The sequence below is a fragment of the Pseudomonas sp. MPC6 genome (assembly GCF_006094435.1).
In the GTDB taxonomy this organism is placed as follows: Bacteria; Pseudomonadota; Gammaproteobacteria; order Pseudomonadales; family Pseudomonadaceae; genus Aquipseudomonas.
Map to the genome: position 1 here is coordinate 2,918,057 of NZ_CP034783.1, position 14,940 is coordinate 2,932,996.

Here is a 14,940-nt window from a genome sequence, read left to right on the forward strand (position 1 = left end):
GGCGGGTGACGAGCGCCAGGGCAATCATTATCTGTATGGATGTACAGCAAAAGGTTGCTCGCGGCGCATGAAACAGATCGCGGCCTGCGGTAACTCCGGTAGGCGCTGCCGCAGGCTGCGATCTTTTGATCGTGTGGCCAAGGTGCTTGCCCCGTTCGGCTGTGAATCAGCCGCCATGGCGCAACATGAGGTATACCTGTTACATCACGGTGGCAGGCCTTGAGGTGGCGTTCCCACAAGCCCCCTCGCCACAGCAATGCAGCTTCCCATGATCAGGAGAGAGTGATGAAAAGCGCCGGTCCCAGTCCTGTCATCACCATTGCAGAACAGCCAGGCTGCCTCCTGGTGAAGTTTCACGGTATTCAAGTGGCCGCGTCCGCACGAGCGCTGGTGCTGCTGGAGGCCAATTATCCTCCGGTGTACTACGTCCCCCGGGAGGACATCGACGAAAAATATTTCGCCCGCACCGACCACACCAGCTATTGCCCCTACAAGGGCGACGCCAACTATTTCAGTCTGCAGATCCCTGGGCATGAAGGCGCCAATGCGGTGTGGAGCTATGAAAACCCCAAAGTGTCGGTCGAGCAGATTCGCGACTACGTGGCCTTTTATCCCGATCAAGTGACGTTCGAGATTCTGAAAGACGTCGAGTGATGGCCGCGTCCAGGACATGAACGCCCCGTATAGGCGTAATGCCGTTCATTGCAGGAGCGAGCTTGCTCGCGATGGTCGTTAACGATTACGCGTGTTGACTGGTTAAACGCGGTGCTCTTGAGTCCATCGCGAGCAAGCTTGCTCCTACACTCATCGAACAGCATCCACCAGCGTGGACTCATCAATCTGACCAATTGACGTCACCCCGGTCAGGGTCATCGCCACGCGCATCTCCTTGGCAAAGATAGCCAGCATATTCTCCACCCCGCGTTGACCGTCGACAGCCAGCGCATAGGCCATCGAGCGCCCCAGCATGACGCCTTTGGCTCCCAGCGCCAGCATCCGGACGACATCCAGGCCCGAGCGGATCCCGGAGTCGACCAGCACCGTCAGGTCATTGCCGATGGCCTGCATGATCGGCGGCAAGGCCCGGGTCGTGGAAAGCACGCCGTCCAGCTGTCGCCCACCGTGGTTCGACACGACGATGCCATCGGCGCCAAAGCTGACCGCGTCCCTGGCATCCTGGGGGTCGAGAATGCCTTTGATGATCATCGGGCCTTTCCAGAATTCACGAATCCATTCCAGGTCGCTCCAGCTGATCGAAGGGTCGAAGTTGTTGGCCAGCCAACCCATGTAGTCTTCGAGCGTGACCGCCTTGCCCAGGTACTTCGACACATTCCCCAGGTCGTGGGGACGGCCCATGACGCCGACATCGAAGGCCCAGGCGGGGCGGGTCATGGCCTGGAAAATTCGCCGCGAGGCGGCAAAAGGCCCGGACATGCCCGAGTGTGCGTCCCGGTAGCGGGCACCGGGCGTGGGCATATCCACGGTAAACACCAGGTTCTGCACCCCGGCGGCCCTGGCACGCTCCAACGCGTTTCTCATGAAGCCCCGGTCTTTCAATACATACAGCTGAAACCAGAGGGGTTGTTGGCTTTGACTCGAGACTTCCTCGATCGAACACACCGATACCGTCGACAGGCACAGCGGGATGCCTTTGTTTTGCGCGGCTTTTGCGGCCTGCACTTCACCCCGACGGGCGAACATGCCCGTCAGGCCGACCGGCGCCAGAATGATCGGCATTGCCAGCGGTTGGTCGAAGAGGGTGGTTTCAAGGCTCAGGGTTTCGACGTTTTTCAGAATGCGCTGACGCAGGCTGATGTCGGCCAGGTCGGCGCTGTTGGCCCGCAGCGTATGCTCCGCATAAGCGCCGCCATCGATGTAGTCGAATAAAAAACGCGGGAGTTTGCGGCGGGCTGCCTCACGATAGTCGGATGCGGATGAAATGATCATGGTGCCTCGGTCTGGAGAGTGGCGGGGCGATGGATGCGTCGAGCGATCAGATTAACGAAAACGCCCCGGGTTGCGGGGCGTTTTTTTTTGCACTGGCTGTCAGTTGGTGTCCAGATCCACGTTCTTGGTCTCGCGCAGGCAGATCAGCCCCACCACCAGGCTCACCCCGGTAATTACCACCGGGTACCACAGCCCGTAAAAGATGTCCCCGGTGTACACCACCAGGGCAAACGACACGGTCGGCAGGAAACCGCCGAACCAGCCGTTGCCGATGTGGTAGGGCAGGGACATCGAGGTGTAGCGGATGCGGGTCGGGAACAGTTCGACCATCAGCGCCGCCAGCGGGCCATAGCACATGGCGGAAATGATGATCAGCACCACCATCAGCGCCACGATCATGGACTTGTTGACCTGTTGCGTATCGGCTTGTGACGGATACCCCGCCAATGTCACCGCGCCACGCAGGGCCGCTTCATCGTAACCGTCGATTTTCACATCACCGACGCTGACCTGCACGCCGCTGCCGGCCGGGGCCGCTGCGCTGGAGTAGGGCAGGCCCTGTTTGACCAGGAACGTCTTGACCTTGTCGCACGGGCTGTCGAATTTCGCCTTGCCCACCGGGTCGAACTGGAAGGTGCAGGTGGCCGGGTCGGCCAGCACGGTGATCGGTGCCTGGCGGCTGGCCTGGTCGATGGCCGGGTTGGCGTAGTGGGCGATGGACTTGAAGATCGGGAAGTACAGCGCGGTGGCCAGCAGCAGGCCGATCATCAGTACCGGTTTGCGTCCGACCTTGTCCGACAGCCAGCCGAAAAAGATGAAGAACGGCGCGCCGATGATCACGCTGACGATCAGCAGGCTATTGGCCAGGGCCGGGTCCATTTTCAGGAACTGTGTGAGGAAGAACAGCACGTAGAACTGCGCCGCGTAGAAGGTCACCGCTTGCCCGGCGTTGATGCTGAACAGGGCGATCAGGACGACTTTGAGGTTTTCCCATTTGCCGAAGGAGTCGCGCAGCGGCGACTTGCAGAGTTTGCCTTCCTCTTTCATTTTCACGAAGGCCGGCGACTCGTGCAGGCTCATGCGAATCCAGGTCGAGATGCCCAGCAGGATGATCGAAAACAGAAACGGAATGCGCCAGCCCCAGACTTCGAACTGATCCCCGGTGAAGTAGCGGCAGGCCAGGACCACCAGCAGTGACAGCAGCAAGCCGAGGGTTGCAGTGGACTGAATCCAGCTGGTGTGGAACCCGCGTTTGCCCATCGGCGCGTGTTCCGCGACGTAAGTGGCGGCGCCGCCGTATTCACCGCCCAGGGCCAGGCCCTGAAGCATGCGCAGCACCACCAGAATGATCGGCGCCGCGATGCCGATGCTGGCGTAGGTCGGCAGCAGCCCGACGCAGAAGGTCGCCACGCCCATGAGAATGATGGTGGCGAGGAAGGTGTATTTACGCCCGATCATATCCCCAAGCCGGCCGAACACCAGTGCACCGAAGGGCCGCACGATGAAGCCGGCGGCGAACGCCATGAGCGCAAAGATGAAGGCGGTGGTGTCGTTGACCCCGGCGAAAAACTGTTTGCTGATGACCGCCGCGAGGGCGCCGTAGAGGAAAAAGTCGTACCACTCGAACACCGTCCCGAGCGATGAAGCGAAGATGACTTTCTGGGTCTCGCGGCTGGTCCCCGCACTGCGTACGGCTTCCAGTGGCTGAACATGTTCTGACATTTCGTATCCCTCACAGTGATTGTTTTTGTTGTTCCACTGTCGGCACCGGCCTTGTGGGCCTGGTGCCGCTACTGTCGATGTATCGGATGTAATCGTCCTGCAGGTGTTCAGGTTGTTTGTGCCCTCCACACAACCCCTGTAGGAGCTGGCTTGCCAGCGAAGGCGGTGTGTCAGCCGATATATGTATCGGCCGATAGACCGCTTTCGCTGGCAAGCCAGCTCCTACATTGATCGCGTACGTGGTTCAGGCATTCGTGACCCGTTCCATGGGTGAGGTCAGGCTCCTTGTCGAGGGGTTGAGGATGAGCTGGGCGGCTTTTTCGCCAATCATCAGCGTCGGCGAGCAGGTGTTGCCCGAGGTGATGCGCGGCATGATCGAGGCATCCGCGATGCGCAGGCCGCGGATGCCATGAACCCGCAGCTCGGCGTCGACCACAGCGTCCGCGTCATTGCCCATGCGGCAGGTGCCGACCGGATGGAAAATCGTGGTGCCGATTCGCGCGGCGGCTTCGTGCAACTCTGCTTCGCTTTGCAAGCTGTCGCCGGGCAGGTATTCGACCGGTTTGAACGCTTGCAGGGCCGGAGCCGAGACGATGCGCCGGGTCAGGCGAATGGCGTCGGCCGCGACCCGCAAATCTTCTGGGTGGCTTAGATAATTGGGCTGAATCAGCGGTGCTTGCTGCGGGTCGGCAGAGCGAATCTCTATGCGCCCCCGGCTTTGCGGGCGCAGATCGCAGACCGATGCGGTGAACGCGGGGAACGCGTGCAACGGTTCGCCGAAGCGTTCCAGGGACAGCGGCTGCACATGGTATTCAAGATTGGCCGAGGTCTGCTCCGGCCCCGACCGGGCAAACGCGCCGAGTTGGCTGGGCGCCATGGACAGCGGGCCGCTGCGGTCATACAGGTAACGCAGGCCCATGCCCATCTTGCCCCACAGGCTGCCGGCAATCTGGTTCAGGGTGCGGGCGTTCTGCAGTTTGTAGATCATCCGCAGTTGCAGGTGATCCTGCAGGTTGCCGCCGACCCCGGGCAGCTCACGGGCGACGCCGATGCCCAGACGTTGCAGCAGCGGGCGCGGGCCGATCCCGGAGCGCTGGAGGATGCTCGGTGAACCGACGGAACCGGCGCACAGCACGATCTCCTGGCGCGCCTTGAAGGTTCTCGCCTGGCCTTGCCAGCGCGTACTGATTGCAGAGGCGCGGCCATTCTCCAGCAGCACACGGTCGACTTCGACACCGGTCAACAGGGTGAAATTGGGACGGTTGCGAATCGGTTTGAGAAAGGCTTTGGCCGCATTCCAGCGGACCCCGGCCTTCTGATTGACCTGGAAGTAGCCACAGCCTTCGTTGTCGCCCTGGTTGAAGTCTTCGATGCTGGCGATGCCGCTTTGCCCGGCTGCCTGTTGGAAGGCATCCAGAATCGGCCACGACAGCCGTTGACGCTCGATCCGCCATTCGCCGCAGGCGCCGTGAAACTGCGAGTCGCCGGCAAAGTGGTTTTCGCTTTTCTTGAACAGCGGCAACACTTCGTTCCAGCTCCAGCCGGGATTGCCGTCGGCGGCCCAGCCATCGTAGTCGCCGGCCTGGCCGCGCATGTAGATCATGCCGTTGATCGAGGAGCAGCCACCGAGCACCTTGCCCCGCGGGTAGCTCAGGGTGCGACCTTGCAGTCCGGGCTGCGCTTCGGTCTTGAAGCACCAGTCGGTACGCGGGTTGCCGATGCAGAACAGGTAACCCACGGGGATGTGAATCCACGCATAGTTGTCGCGACCGCCGGCTTCGAGCAGCAGCACTCGGTGTTGCGGGTTGGCCGACAGCCGATTCGCCAGCAAACAGCCGGCCGGCCCGGCACCGACCACGATGTAGTCGAATTCATCAAGGGAAGTCTGCATCCCTGACCTCTTAGTATTGTTCTTGTCGTCAGTCATCCTAGTTGTTAGCTTTCGTCAAAAGAATGTTAGTTTTTGCGCAGCCGCTGTGCGTTTTTAGACAGGGCCTGTCATAGCAAAGTCTCAAGGATGATTAATGTTCGACTGGAATGACCTGCGGTTTTTTCTCGAATTGCAGCGCAGCGGGCGTTTGCTCACCGCAGCGCGGCGTTTGAACACCACCCACGCCACCGTGGCCCGGCACATCGAGGCCATTGAAAAGAGCCTGGGCACCGCGCTGTTTGTCCAGCACGCCCAGGGCTATGAGTTGACCCCGGCCGGCGAAGCGCTGCTCAAGCACGCCGAAGCCATGGAAAACGTCGCCTTGCTGGCCCAGGAAGAAATCACCCAATCCACGGCGCCCCTGGGCAAGATTCGCGTAGGGGTCACGGAAGGCCTGGGCATCATGTTCCTCGCCAGTCGCATGAACGGCCTGTTCGAGCGGTATCCGGGGCTGGAAGTGGAGCTGGTGGCAGTGCCGCGCTTCGTCAGCATCCTCAACCGCGAAGCCGAGATCAGCATCCACCTGGAACGCCCGGCCGCCGACATGCTGGTCACCCGCAAACTCACCGACTATCGCCTGGCGCTCTATGCCAGCCAGGACTATCTGGACCGCTCGCCGGCGCTGCTCAGCCGCGAAGATCTGGGGCGCCATGCCTGGATCGGCTACGTCGACGACTTGCTGTTCAGCCAGGAATTGATGTTTCTCAACAGCTTTTGCCGCAATCCGCGGGTGGTCTTCCACAGCACCAGCGTCATCGCCCAGCAACAGGCCGCGCGCTCGGGGTTGGGGATCGCCGTGTTGCCGTGCTACATGGCCAGCGCCGATCCCGGTCTGGTGCCGTTGTTGCCGGAAGAAAGCATCCTGCGCAGCTACTGGATCAGCACGCGGCGCGAGTTGCACAAGTCGGTGCGGCTGCGGGTGTTGTGGGATTACGTGGTGCAGCTGTGCGAGAGCGAACAGGCTCTATTGCTGGGCCCCGATCCCCTGTAGGAGCTGGCTTGCCAGCGAAGACGTCATATCGGCCAATACCTATGTCGACTGACACGCCGCCTTCGCTGGCAAGCCAGCTCCTACAGGGGGGCGGTGTGTCAGCGGATTTATTTGTCGGGTATCGACAGGGTCGCCCGCAAGCCGCCTTCAGGCCGGTTGATCAGGGTGATCCGTCCCCCCAGTCGAGTGGCGATGGTGTTGACGATCGTCAGCCCCAGTCCGGCCCCTTGCGCGTTCCCGCGACTGTAGAAGCGTTCGAACAGGCGCCCACGATCCGCTTCGTCGATGCCCGGTCCCTGATCCTCGACGCTCAAGTTATAAAACCCGTCGGCCTGGCTCAATTGCACCCTGATCACGCCATGTTCGGGTGAAAAGCTCGCGGCATTGCTGATCAGGTTGTTCAGGGCAATGTCGATGGCGGCGGCGTCGCTGACCACTTTAATCGGACGCTCGTTGACGTCGAAGGCCAATTCCAGATGTTTACTCAGCAGCCAGGGGGTGAGCTGAACCAGACTGTCGCGTACGGTTTCGGTCAGATCGATGGCGTGCAATGCCCGGGTCACGGTGTTCGGTTCCAGGCGGGCCATGGTCAGCAACTGGTTGACCAGGCGGCTGGTCCGGTCGACACCCGCGATCAGGAATTCCAGGGATTCGCGGCGCTCCTGTTCGGTGCCGGCCTCCAGCAGGTTTTGCGCATGCACCCGCAGGACTGCCAGGGGCGTGCGCATTTCATGGGCGGCGTCGGCGATGAAGCGCCGCTCGCGGCCGAGCACTTCCTGGATCTGTGCGAGCATGCGATTGAGCGCCGCCTGCATCGGTTCCAGTTCGCTGGGCAGCGGGGTCAGTTGCAACGGTTCCAGCGACCCGCTGTGCCGCGCCCGCAATGTCGCCGCCATATTCGCCAGGGGCTGGAGGCCCCAGCCAATCGCCAGCCAGACCATGGCCGCGAGAATGAGGCTGCCCAGCACATTGGGCCACAGTGTATGACGTACGATCCGCTCCACCAGGTCCGAACGCACGTCGTCACGCTCGCCGACCCAGATCCGCAAATCATTGTGTTTGTCCTCGAGCATGAACGCGCGCCAATGGCGATCATGCAGATCCACCACGTCGCTGAAGCCGGGTTTCGTCGGGGGCGCGGAGAAGGAGGGCGCGCTGGCCGTATGCACCAGCACTTCGCCCTTGGGATTCCACACCTGAAAGGCAAGCTTGCTCTCATAGGGATGGCCATCGACCCCGGGAACCGCTTCGCTCAAGGCCTTGTTGAACGCCTGATACAACTCGGCGTGTTCCTTGCTCGCCATGGGCATGCGCATCACACCCTGCAGCAACCGGGCATTCTGGGCCAATTGGGCATCGTAGATTTCGGCGATTTCGTGGTTGCTGTCATGCAGATTGAGCACGCTGATCACCCCCAGGCCGGCGAGCATCAGGCCGATGATCAGGGTCAGGGTGCGACGCCGGATCGAGGTCATCGACGCTCCTCGACCAGGTAACCGACACCCCGGACGGTACGGATCAGGTCGCTGGAAAATTTCTTGCGCAGATGGTGGATGTGCACCTCCAGGGTGTTGCTTTCCGCTTCCTCGTTCCAGCCGTACAGCAATTGCATCAGGTGGTCGCGGGTCATGACCCGGCCCGGAGGCGAGAGCAGTTCATGCAATAACTGATATTCCTTGGGGGTCAGGGCCACGGGCTCACCCTGATAGCTGACCTGCTGGGTCCCGGGGTTCAGGCTGATGCCGGCGTGTTCGATCAGCGCGTGGGCGCGGCCGGCGCTGCGCCGTAACAAGGCCCGCAGACGAGCCTTGAGTTCCGCCAGGTCGAAAGGTTTGATCAGGTAATCGTCAGCCCCGGCATCCAGTCCGGCGATGCGGTCTTCGGTGGCATCCCGGGCGGTGAGGATCAGTACCGGCAGGTTGGAACCACTGTCGCGCAAGCGCCGCAGCACTTCGAGCCCGTCCATGCGCGGCAGGCCAAGGTCAAGCACCGCCAGGTCAAAGGTTTCACTGAGCAGTGAATGCAAGGCGCTGCTGCCGTCCTGCAACCAGTCGACCGTGTAGCCTTCGCGGCCCAGGGCTTGATGGATGCCTTCGCCCAGGGCTATATCGTCCTCGATCAGTAGTAAGCGCACACGGACTCCTGTCAGTTGAGTTTCTTGTTCACATCCACCAGCAAGGCCTGGATCTCTTTACGGCGCCCGGCGTCGGCGGTTTCGCGGCCTGGCCGTGGATCTGCCTGCAGGGCTTTTTGCAGGGCGCCCCTGGCTTCGCTGTAGCGTTTCTGACGGTAGAGGTGATCACCCCAGAAGTACAGACTATCGATGCCGTTCGGGTTGAGTTGCAAGGCTTGTTTGAGCAATTGCTCGGCCTTGTCGGCGTCGCCGAAACCGATGGGCCAGCCCGGTACGCGGTCGTACAGTGCGCCGAGGCTGGTGTAGGCCGAACCTTGCAGGGCTTTGGGGTCCAGGTTCAGGGCAGTTTCCAGATCGACCTTGGCGTCCTTGACCTTGCTCAGCGCCCCGAGCCCGCCCTGGGCTCCGGCCCAACTGCTGGTGACGATGCCGGACCAGATCCACGCCTCGGCCACCGACTGGCGCTCCCGGGTAAAGGCCGACGCCTGGGTGGCGAGTTTTTCGAAGGCGGCGGTGCGTTGCTCGGCGGGCAGTTCGTATTGGATATGCGCCCAGCTTTGCTGGATGCCGGCGAGACGTTGCTGGTCGGCAGTGTCCAGGGCCCAGACGCTCTGGCTCAGGGTCCCCAGCAGCAGGCAAAAGGTCAGTTTTTTCATGGTTTCATATGCTCGTTTTCAGGTTTTTGACTGTGGCGCCGGATCAGTGGCAATTGCTTGCGCAAGCCCCGGTCGACCAGGTACGGCAATAAGCTGTTGAGGCGCACGAAGAAGCGTTCCGGCCAGCCAAGGTACAAGTCGCGGCGATCACCGGCGATGGCGTGCATCACCGCCGAGGCGACGTGTTGCGGATCATCGACGTTGGATTTGAGTGCGTCATTCAAGGCCTGCGCCGCCGGGCTGTTCATGCTCGTGCGAGTCGCACGGGGCGCGACATAGAGAACACCGACCCGGGTGTCCGCCAGTTCCCGGCGCAAGGCTTCGGAAAAGCCGCGCAATGCGAATTTGCTGGCGCAGTAGCTGGCATAACCGGGGTAGCCGATCGAGCCGTAGGTCGAGCCGACGTTCACCACCATCGCGCTCTCGGCTTGCTTGAGCAGGGGCAGCAAGGTTTTGGTCAGGCAAATCGGCGCGCTGATGTTCACCGCCAGCATGGCGTCAACGTCAGTGTCTGCCAGTTGTTCGAGCATGGCGAAGTGATTGACTCCGGCGGCATTGATCAGCAGGTTGATGCCGCCAATGATTTCGGCCGCCGCCAGCACTTTGTGCCGGTCCGCAACCAGGGTCAGGTCGGCGCCAAGCCAGCACAAGTGTTGCGGATAGCGCTCGAGCAACGGCTCCAGCGGTTCCCGATGCCGGGCTACCGCCAGCACCCGGGCGCCACTGGCACACAGCGCGGTGGCGATGGCCAGGCCGATGCCGCCGCTGGCACCGGTCAGTACCACCCGCGCTTCAGACAGGCGCATGCAGGTATTCCTCATCACGTGGCAAGCCCCGGAACATATCGGCGTAGAGCCGGTATACCACCCTGGACGCATGGATAACGGCCGCCTGGTCGGCCGGATCCTCCAGTTTGTTCATCAGCTGGCGATAGGTCTGCATATGCTCGATATCCAGCGAACCGTGGGAGCTGAGGTAACTGAAGGCGCTTTCCGGCAGATCCAGACGTTCGCGAATGCTGCCGGCGGCATGGGTGGCCAGGGCGATGCTGGTGCCCTCCAATACATTGACCATGCCGAACAGGCCGACCGGGTTGTCCCGGGCGATCAAGTCGTAGAGGAAGCTGACCATCAGTTCGATGGGCAAGGACGGCCGGCCATCGCGCACCGCGTCCTTGTCGCCGCCGCACGCCTCGATGTCATTGAGCACCCATTGTTCGTGGCCGTATTCTTCCTCGATGTACTCGCACACGGCTTCACGCAGCCATTCAAGACGCGATGGCAGGCGCGCCCCGCACGCCATCATCAATGGCACGGTGTGGCGCACGTGATAGTAGGCTTGCGCCAGGAAGGCCCGGTAACTTTCCAGGCTGACTTTGCCTTCGAGGGCGTCACGGATGATGGGCAGATTGAACAGCTCATGGCGTTCGTGCCGGGTCGCTTCTTGTAGCCTGTCAAAAAAACTCATGATGCGGATTCCTCGCAAAGGGCGGGTTCGGTCAGCTGCGCCCGGTAATGCTTGACGATGGCATCCCGTCGCGGTCGGCCGTTGGCGGTCAGCAGGCCATTGGCGGCTGTGAAGGGTTGATCCAGGCGGCTCCAGTGATGGACCCGTGCGTAATCGGGCAAGGCCTCGTTGGCCTCGGCCACGGCGGCTGCCAGTTGTTCGTCGGTGCAATCCGGGCGATGGGGCCAGAGCAGCGCATGGTTGCGGGGCAAGGCTTCGCCATGGACGAAGGCCTGGGCGATATGACGGCGCTGGGTCAACTCGGCCTCGACCCACTCCGGGTTCACGTTGCGCCCGAAACTGGTGACGAATTGATGCTTCTTGCGTCCCTTGAGGTAGAGGAAACCCTCGGCATCGAACTCGCCCAGATCGCCGCTGGGCCACCATTCACCGGTGTGCGGCGCTTCTCCCAGATAACCGAGCAGGGTCGAACCCTTGATCAGCACTTCGCCGTCGTCGGCGAGGCGAATCTGCACCGTCGGCAGGGGTCGGCCGACACTTCCAGGGCGTCGCGCTTCAGGTCGATTGAGGCACACCACCGATGAGCACTCAGACAAGCCGTAACCCTCATAGACCGGCAGGCCGACACGTTGCGCGCGATGCAACAATTGCTCGGCGACCCGTGCGCCCCCCACCGCGACAAAACGCAACGAGTAGGGGAAGAAGGCTTTTTGCTCGGCGGCGCTGACCAGCAACAGGAGCAATTGCGGCACCAGGATCAGGCTCTCGGGGGCGCGGGTGGCCAGGCAGCCGAGCAATCGCGGCACGTCAACGCCACTGGCACCCTCGATGCCCAGGGTTTTCTGACTCGGCACGCTCAGTGTGGCCCCTGCGTATAACGCGGCATAACAGCCGATATTTTCCAGCAGGATCGCCAGGGGCAGCAGGGCCAGATGATGCTGCGCCTGAGTAGGTTTACTGGCCTGATCCAGTTCGCGGGCGACTTGCAGAATGCTCTCGGCACTCAGGCACACGCCTTTCGGAGTGCCCGTGGTACCGGAAGTGAAGGTCAGTTTGGCGGTGCCTTCGGGCATCCGGTTCGGGCCGCTGAAGCTGCGACGCCAGAATTCACCGCCTTTCTCATACCCGGCGCTTTGCAGTTCGGTGTCCAGCTCCGGTTCGGCAATCACCAGCTCGGCGTGGCTCTGCGCCAGGCAATGGCTGCGTTGAGCCGCGCTGAAAAAGGCCGGCAACGCCAGGCAGGTCAGGCCTTCGAACAGCGTGGCCAGGTCCCAGAGCATGGCTTCGGTGCCATTATCCAGTGCCAGTGCAACCACCTTGACGTTTTCATCGCGCAGCCGCTGCTGGCGATACACCACTTCGGCGTATAGCGTGGCGTAGTCCACTTTCAGTTGATCGTCCCACAGGGCGATGGCACTGGTCTTGCGTTCGGCATGGCTGCGCAGGGTCTGTTTGAAACGCTCCACTTCAGGCGACATGGCTGGATTCCTCGATGGACGATGGCAACCCCAGGCGATTGAACATCCCGCTGTCGCGCAAATGGATGAAGCCGGCGCGGATGTTGCCGACATGTACCCAGGGCTTGCTCTCGTAATAACTGCCCCAGCTGTGGCGATCGTCGCCCAGCCGGGCAGGGTCGGCAGCGCAGAGGGTCACGGGTTTCAAGCCCAGGCGATGAAAGCTGTTTACCAAGCCGAGGTTGCCGGTGAACGCCACCCAATCCAGGCCGCCCATGGCCAGCAGGTAGGTGATGGCGATGATGCTCATGCGCGCACTGCCGGTGTCGCTGGCAGCCAGGTTGCCCACCTCGACGATATCGGCCCGGTCCACGGGGCGGTTGGCCGCGGCACTGATCAGCGGCTCGATCGGTTCATCCAGGTAACACTCCAGAAACAGTTGTCCGCTGTTGGCCAGACGGACGCCGGCCACCGCACACAGTGCGCCTGAGGCGGCGTGCATACCGAACAGTTCCGGCATGAAATGACGAATGTCGGCCCCGTGAGCCTTGCGAAAACGTTGCTGGATAAAGGCTTCGAAGAAGGGACGTTGGGGGTCGCCCGGCAGGGCTCTGGCCAGACTGGTTTGCGGGGTTTCGGCTTGGCCGAACCGCAGCGGCAGAGGGATGTTCCAGTTAAAATCGGGCATTGGAAGACGCCTCCCGGGGTCAGTGTGGGAGGAGTATCGGGGGCAATTCTTAACGAAGTCTGAAGGTGGCGAAAGAGTGGTCGAGGCTTTCTTCAGATTGTCTTAAGACTGGCCGGGCAATGTGTCGTCAGTAAATTTCGGTGCTAAACCGGATCCGGATTGCGCGAATCAATCGGCAGTCGGTCATGACGTTAACGAGGCTCACGATGACCCGCAACTCAACGACTCAGCGGTATGGAACACTGTCGATCACCTTGCACTGGCTGATGCTGGCGCTGTTTGTTGGCGTTTATGCCTGCATCGAAATCAAGGGCCTGCTGCCCAAGGGGCACGCGTTGAGAGGACTGTTTCTCGGGTTGCATGGCTTGTTCGGGCTGAGCATTTTCGGATTGGTCTGGGTGCGATTGCTCGGGCGTCTGACGCCTCGGCCGCCGATCGCTCCGGCCTTGCCCGGCTGGCAGAGCGGCATTATGCACATGATGCATCTGGCGCTGTATGGGCTGATGATCGCCACCCCCCTGTTGGCTTGGCTGATGCTGTCGGCGGCGGGCAAGCCTGTGCCTTATTTCGGCTTCTTCCTGCCGTCGCCGCTTGCCGTCGATCCGGCCCTGGCCAAGCAGTTCAAGTACTGGCATGAACTGCTCGGCAGTACCGGTTACTGGTTGATCGGCGCACATGCGGCGGCGGGATTGTTCCATCACTACTGGGTTCGCGATAACACGCTGACTCGCATGTTGCCCGGTCGATCCGGCGGTGCGGTCAATCCGCGTCAGCGATAATCTCGAACGCTGTGCTGGCCAGGCGCTCGCCGTTCACCAGAATATGCACGGCGTGCCTGCCGGCGTAATGCCGGCGGGTGGTCAGTTCCTTGATGTGCTGGCCGCGGGCAATGGTCTCGGTGGCGTTGCCGGGCAGCGTCAAGGCCTTGAGCTTGAATACCTTCGCCGAGCTGCTGCCGTTGGCTTTGACGTAATCGATGGCATAGTCGATCACCAGCCGCTGGCTGTCCGGCACGTCGGATTTCACGGTAAAGGACAGGCTGATTTTTTCGCCCAGGCGAATCACCGGCGGTTCCACCTTCACCCCGATGATCTCGACCTCAGGCTTGCCGCCCGCACCAATGATTGCCAGCGCCCGCTGGTTGCCTTGCTTGATCAGGCTGCGCAGGGCATGCCTGGCGATCCAGGCGGTGTGTTTGTTTTCCAGTGACCAGCGCTCGAGCAGGTCGAGCACCCAGTCGGGATGGTCCTTGGTGATGTCGTTGAGGTGGTTGGCCACCGACTTGCGCACATACAGGCTGGCATCGGCCTTGAGATTGTCGAGAATGGCGGCGGCGAGTGTCGGGGCGGCCTGGATTCGCTCCAGGCGAAACGACCATGGCAGACGCGGTCGGCTGCCTTCGCTGGCCAGGCGCCGGACATGTTCGTTGGCATCCAGCGACCAGCGATGCATCTGCGCCAGCGTGGGTTTCAGATCCCTGCGCAGGAAGTGCCGGATCGCGAACTCCGATGAACCGAATGCGGTGAAGTATTTGAGTGCGTCCATGGACAGCTCGAACCGGTCAGCGCCGTAGGTCGCGACGTAGTGCGGCAACGAGATGCTGACGAAGCCGCTGTTCAGCCGCGGGGCGAGGGCGTAAAGCACTTCGAGCGTCTCTTCATAACTCAATGGCAGCACCGCGTGCAGGCACTCGCTGACCCTGGCCATGCGTTGCATGATCGACAAGTGCTCAAGGCCTTCGTTGGCCAATTTCAGGAAGGCCTTGGCGTTGAACGCGGGGTAGACGGCGGTCATTTCGGTGGCGATGTGCTGCAGACGTTCGGCGTTGAAGATTTCTTTCAGGGCGGGAGAGGGTTGATCAGCAGCCATTGTGGGTTCCTTGACAGTCGTTGTTTGTCCGATGCACCGCGTTATCGTTCATCGCGGGCTTGCCCGCGATGAGGCCCGC

General features: G+C 61.7%; 14 protein-coding genes. 3 read left to right on the forward strand and 11 right to left on the reverse strand.

Annotated features, from left to right (window positions below; genetic code table 11):
- The first annotated feature begins 285 nt into the window (after positions 1 to 285).
- Positions 286 to 654, forward strand: a complete 369-nt coding sequence (locus tag ELQ88_RS15660) for a DUF427 domain-containing protein (RefSeq protein WP_128869605.1) — start codon at positions 286 to 288, stop codon at positions 652 to 654.
- 150 nt (positions 655 to 804) lie between these two features.
- Here ELQ88_RS15660 and lldD read toward each other — a convergent pair whose 3' ends face one another.
- The 3 genes from lldD to ELQ88_RS15675 all read right to left on the reverse strand — a co-directional run bounded on the left by lldD (position 805) and on the right by ELQ88_RS15675 (position 5,560).
- Positions 805 to 1,947, reverse strand: coding sequence for an FMN-dependent L-lactate dehydrogenase LldD (gene lldD / locus ELQ88_RS15665; protein ID WP_128869606.1), 1,143 nt, complete (start codon positions 1,945 to 1,947; stop codon positions 805 to 807).
- 99 nt (positions 1,948 to 2,046) lie between these two features.
- Positions 2,047 to 3,669, reverse strand: a complete 1,623-nt coding sequence (locus tag ELQ88_RS15670) for an MFS transporter (protein WP_138966152.1) — start codon at positions 3,667 to 3,669, stop codon at positions 2,047 to 2,049.
- Between the two features lie 244 nt (positions 3,670 to 3,913).
- Positions 3,914 to 5,560 carry a GMC family oxidoreductase N-terminal domain-containing protein gene (locus tag ELQ88_RS15675; RefSeq protein ID WP_138966154.1) on the reverse strand — a complete coding sequence of 549 codons (1,647 nt, stop codon included), beginning with the start codon at positions 5,558 to 5,560 and terminating at the stop codon, positions 3,914 to 3,916.
- A 133-nt stretch (positions 5,561 to 5,693) separates the two neighbouring features.
- On the opposite strand from ELQ88_RS15675, the gene ELQ88_RS15680 reads away from it, so the two are divergent.
- Positions 5,694 to 6,590 carry a LysR family transcriptional regulator gene (locus ELQ88_RS15680; protein WP_128870282.1) on the forward strand — a complete coding sequence of 299 codons (897 nt, stop codon included), beginning with the start codon at positions 5,694 to 5,696 and terminating at the stop codon, positions 6,588 to 6,590.
- Positions 6,591 to 6,697: 107 nt separating this feature from the next.
- Here ELQ88_RS15680 and ELQ88_RS15685 read toward each other — a convergent pair whose 3' ends face one another.
- Genes ELQ88_RS15685 through ELQ88_RS15715 form a run of 7 tightly spaced genes read right to left on the reverse strand, consistent with a single transcriptional unit; the run spans position 6,698 to position 12,992 of the window.
- On the reverse strand, positions 6,698 to 8,065 hold the full coding sequence (locus ELQ88_RS15685) for an ATP-binding protein (RefSeq protein ID WP_138966156.1): 1,368 nt from the start codon (positions 8,063 to 8,065) through the stop codon (positions 6,698 to 6,700).
- Positions 8,062 to 8,724: a response regulator gene (locus ELQ88_RS15690; RefSeq protein ID WP_064677521.1), complete on the reverse strand. Its 663-nt coding sequence runs from the start codon at positions 8,722 to 8,724 to the stop codon at positions 8,062 to 8,064. Before ELQ88_RS15690 ends, ELQ88_RS15685 begins: the two co-directional genes overlap by 4 nt.
- Positions 8,725 to 8,735: 11 nt before the next feature.
- The gene (locus tag ELQ88_RS15695) at positions 8,736 to 9,380 is read right to left on the reverse strand and encodes a tetratricopeptide repeat protein (RefSeq protein WP_128870283.1); all 645 of its coding nucleotides are present in this window, start codon (positions 9,378 to 9,380) and stop codon (positions 8,736 to 8,738) included.
- The gene (locus tag ELQ88_RS15700; protein WP_138966158.1) at positions 9,377 to 10,186 is read right to left on the reverse strand and encodes an SDR family oxidoreductase; all 810 of its coding nucleotides are present in this window, start codon (positions 10,184 to 10,186) and stop codon (positions 9,377 to 9,379) included. The genes ELQ88_RS15695 and ELQ88_RS15700 overlap by 4 nt, the downstream gene beginning before the upstream one ends.
- Positions 10,173 to 10,847 carry an iron-containing redox enzyme family protein gene (locus ELQ88_RS15705; protein WP_128870285.1) on the reverse strand — a complete coding sequence of 225 codons (675 nt, stop codon included), beginning with the start codon at positions 10,845 to 10,847 and terminating at the stop codon, positions 10,173 to 10,175. Before ELQ88_RS15705 ends, ELQ88_RS15700 begins: the two co-directional genes overlap by 14 nt.
- Positions 10,844 to 12,325 carry an AMP-binding protein gene (locus ELQ88_RS15710; protein WP_138966160.1) on the reverse strand — a complete coding sequence of 494 codons (1,482 nt, stop codon included), beginning with the start codon at positions 12,323 to 12,325 and terminating at the stop codon, positions 10,844 to 10,846. The genes ELQ88_RS15705 and ELQ88_RS15710 overlap by 4 nt, the downstream gene beginning before the upstream one ends.
- Positions 12,315 to 12,992 carry a thermostable hemolysin gene (locus ELQ88_RS15715; protein ID WP_128870287.1) on the reverse strand — a complete coding sequence of 226 codons (678 nt, stop codon included), beginning with the start codon at positions 12,990 to 12,992 and terminating at the stop codon, positions 12,315 to 12,317. The genes ELQ88_RS15710 and ELQ88_RS15715 overlap by 11 nt, the downstream gene beginning before the upstream one ends.
- A 206-nt stretch (positions 12,993 to 13,198) precedes the next feature.
- Here ELQ88_RS15715 and ELQ88_RS15720 point away from each other — a divergent pair, with 206 nt between their 5' ends.
- On the forward strand, positions 13,199 to 13,771 hold the full coding sequence (locus tag ELQ88_RS15720) for a cytochrome b (protein WP_138966162.1): 573 nt from the start codon (positions 13,199 to 13,201) through the stop codon (positions 13,769 to 13,771).
- Here the strand turns inward: ELQ88_RS15720 and ELQ88_RS15725 are convergent.
- Entirely contained in the window at positions 13,752 to 14,861 is a 1,110-nt protein-coding gene (locus tag ELQ88_RS15725) for a DNA alkylation repair protein (RefSeq protein ID WP_138966164.1), read from the reverse strand. The genes ELQ88_RS15720 and ELQ88_RS15725 overlap by 20 nt on opposite strands.
- Between the last annotated feature and the right edge of the window lie 79 nt (positions 14,862 to 14,940).

Bases quoted from the DNA above. Each gene is read 5' to 3' on its own strand.
- ELQ88_RS15715 (WP_128870287.1), bottom strand. From the start codon at position 12,992: ATGCCCGATTTTAACTGGAACATCCCTCTGCCGCTGCGGTTCGGCCAA.
- ELQ88_RS15670 (WP_138966152.1), bottom strand. From the start codon at position 3,669: ATGTCAGAACATGTTCAGCCACTGGAAGCCGTACGCAGTGCGGGGACC.
- ELQ88_RS15695 (WP_128870283.1), bottom strand. From the start codon at position 9,380: ATGAAAAAACTGACCTTTTGCCTGCTGCTGGGGACCCTGAGCCAGAGC.
- ELQ88_RS15725 (WP_138966164.1), bottom strand. From the start codon at position 14,861: ATGGCTGCTGATCAACCCTCTCCCGCCCTGAAAGAAATCTTCAACGCC.
- ELQ88_RS15710 (WP_138966160.1), bottom strand. From the start codon at position 12,325: ATGTCGCCTGAAGTGGAGCGTTTCAAACAGACCCTGCGCAGCCATGCC.
- ELQ88_RS15720 (WP_138966162.1), top strand. From the start codon at position 13,199: ATGACCCGCAACTCAACGACTCAGCGGTATGGAACACTGTCGATCACC.
- ELQ88_RS15675 (WP_138966154.1), bottom strand. From the start codon at position 5,560: ATGCAGACTTCCCTTGATGAATTCGACTACATCGTGGTCGGTGCCGGG.
- ELQ88_RS15700 (WP_138966158.1), bottom strand. From the start codon at position 10,186: ATGCGCCTGTCTGAAGCGCGGGTGGTACTGACCGGTGCCAGCGGCGGC.
- ELQ88_RS15685 (WP_138966156.1), bottom strand. From the start codon at position 8,065: ATGACCTCGATCCGGCGTCGCACCCTGACCCTGATCATCGGCCTGATG.
- ELQ88_RS15660 (WP_128869605.1), top strand. From the start codon at position 286: ATGAAAAGCGCCGGTCCCAGTCCTGTCATCACCATTGCAGAACAGCCA.
- ELQ88_RS15705 (WP_128870285.1), bottom strand. From the start codon at position 10,847: ATGAGTTTTTTTGACAGGCTACAAGAAGCGACCCGGCACGAACGCCAT.
- ELQ88_RS15680 (WP_128870282.1), top strand. From the start codon at position 5,694: ATGTTCGACTGGAATGACCTGCGGTTTTTTCTCGAATTGCAGCGCAGC.
- lldD (WP_128869606.1), bottom strand. From the start codon at position 1,947: ATGATCATTTCATCCGCATCCGACTATCGTGAGGCAGCCCGCCGCAAA.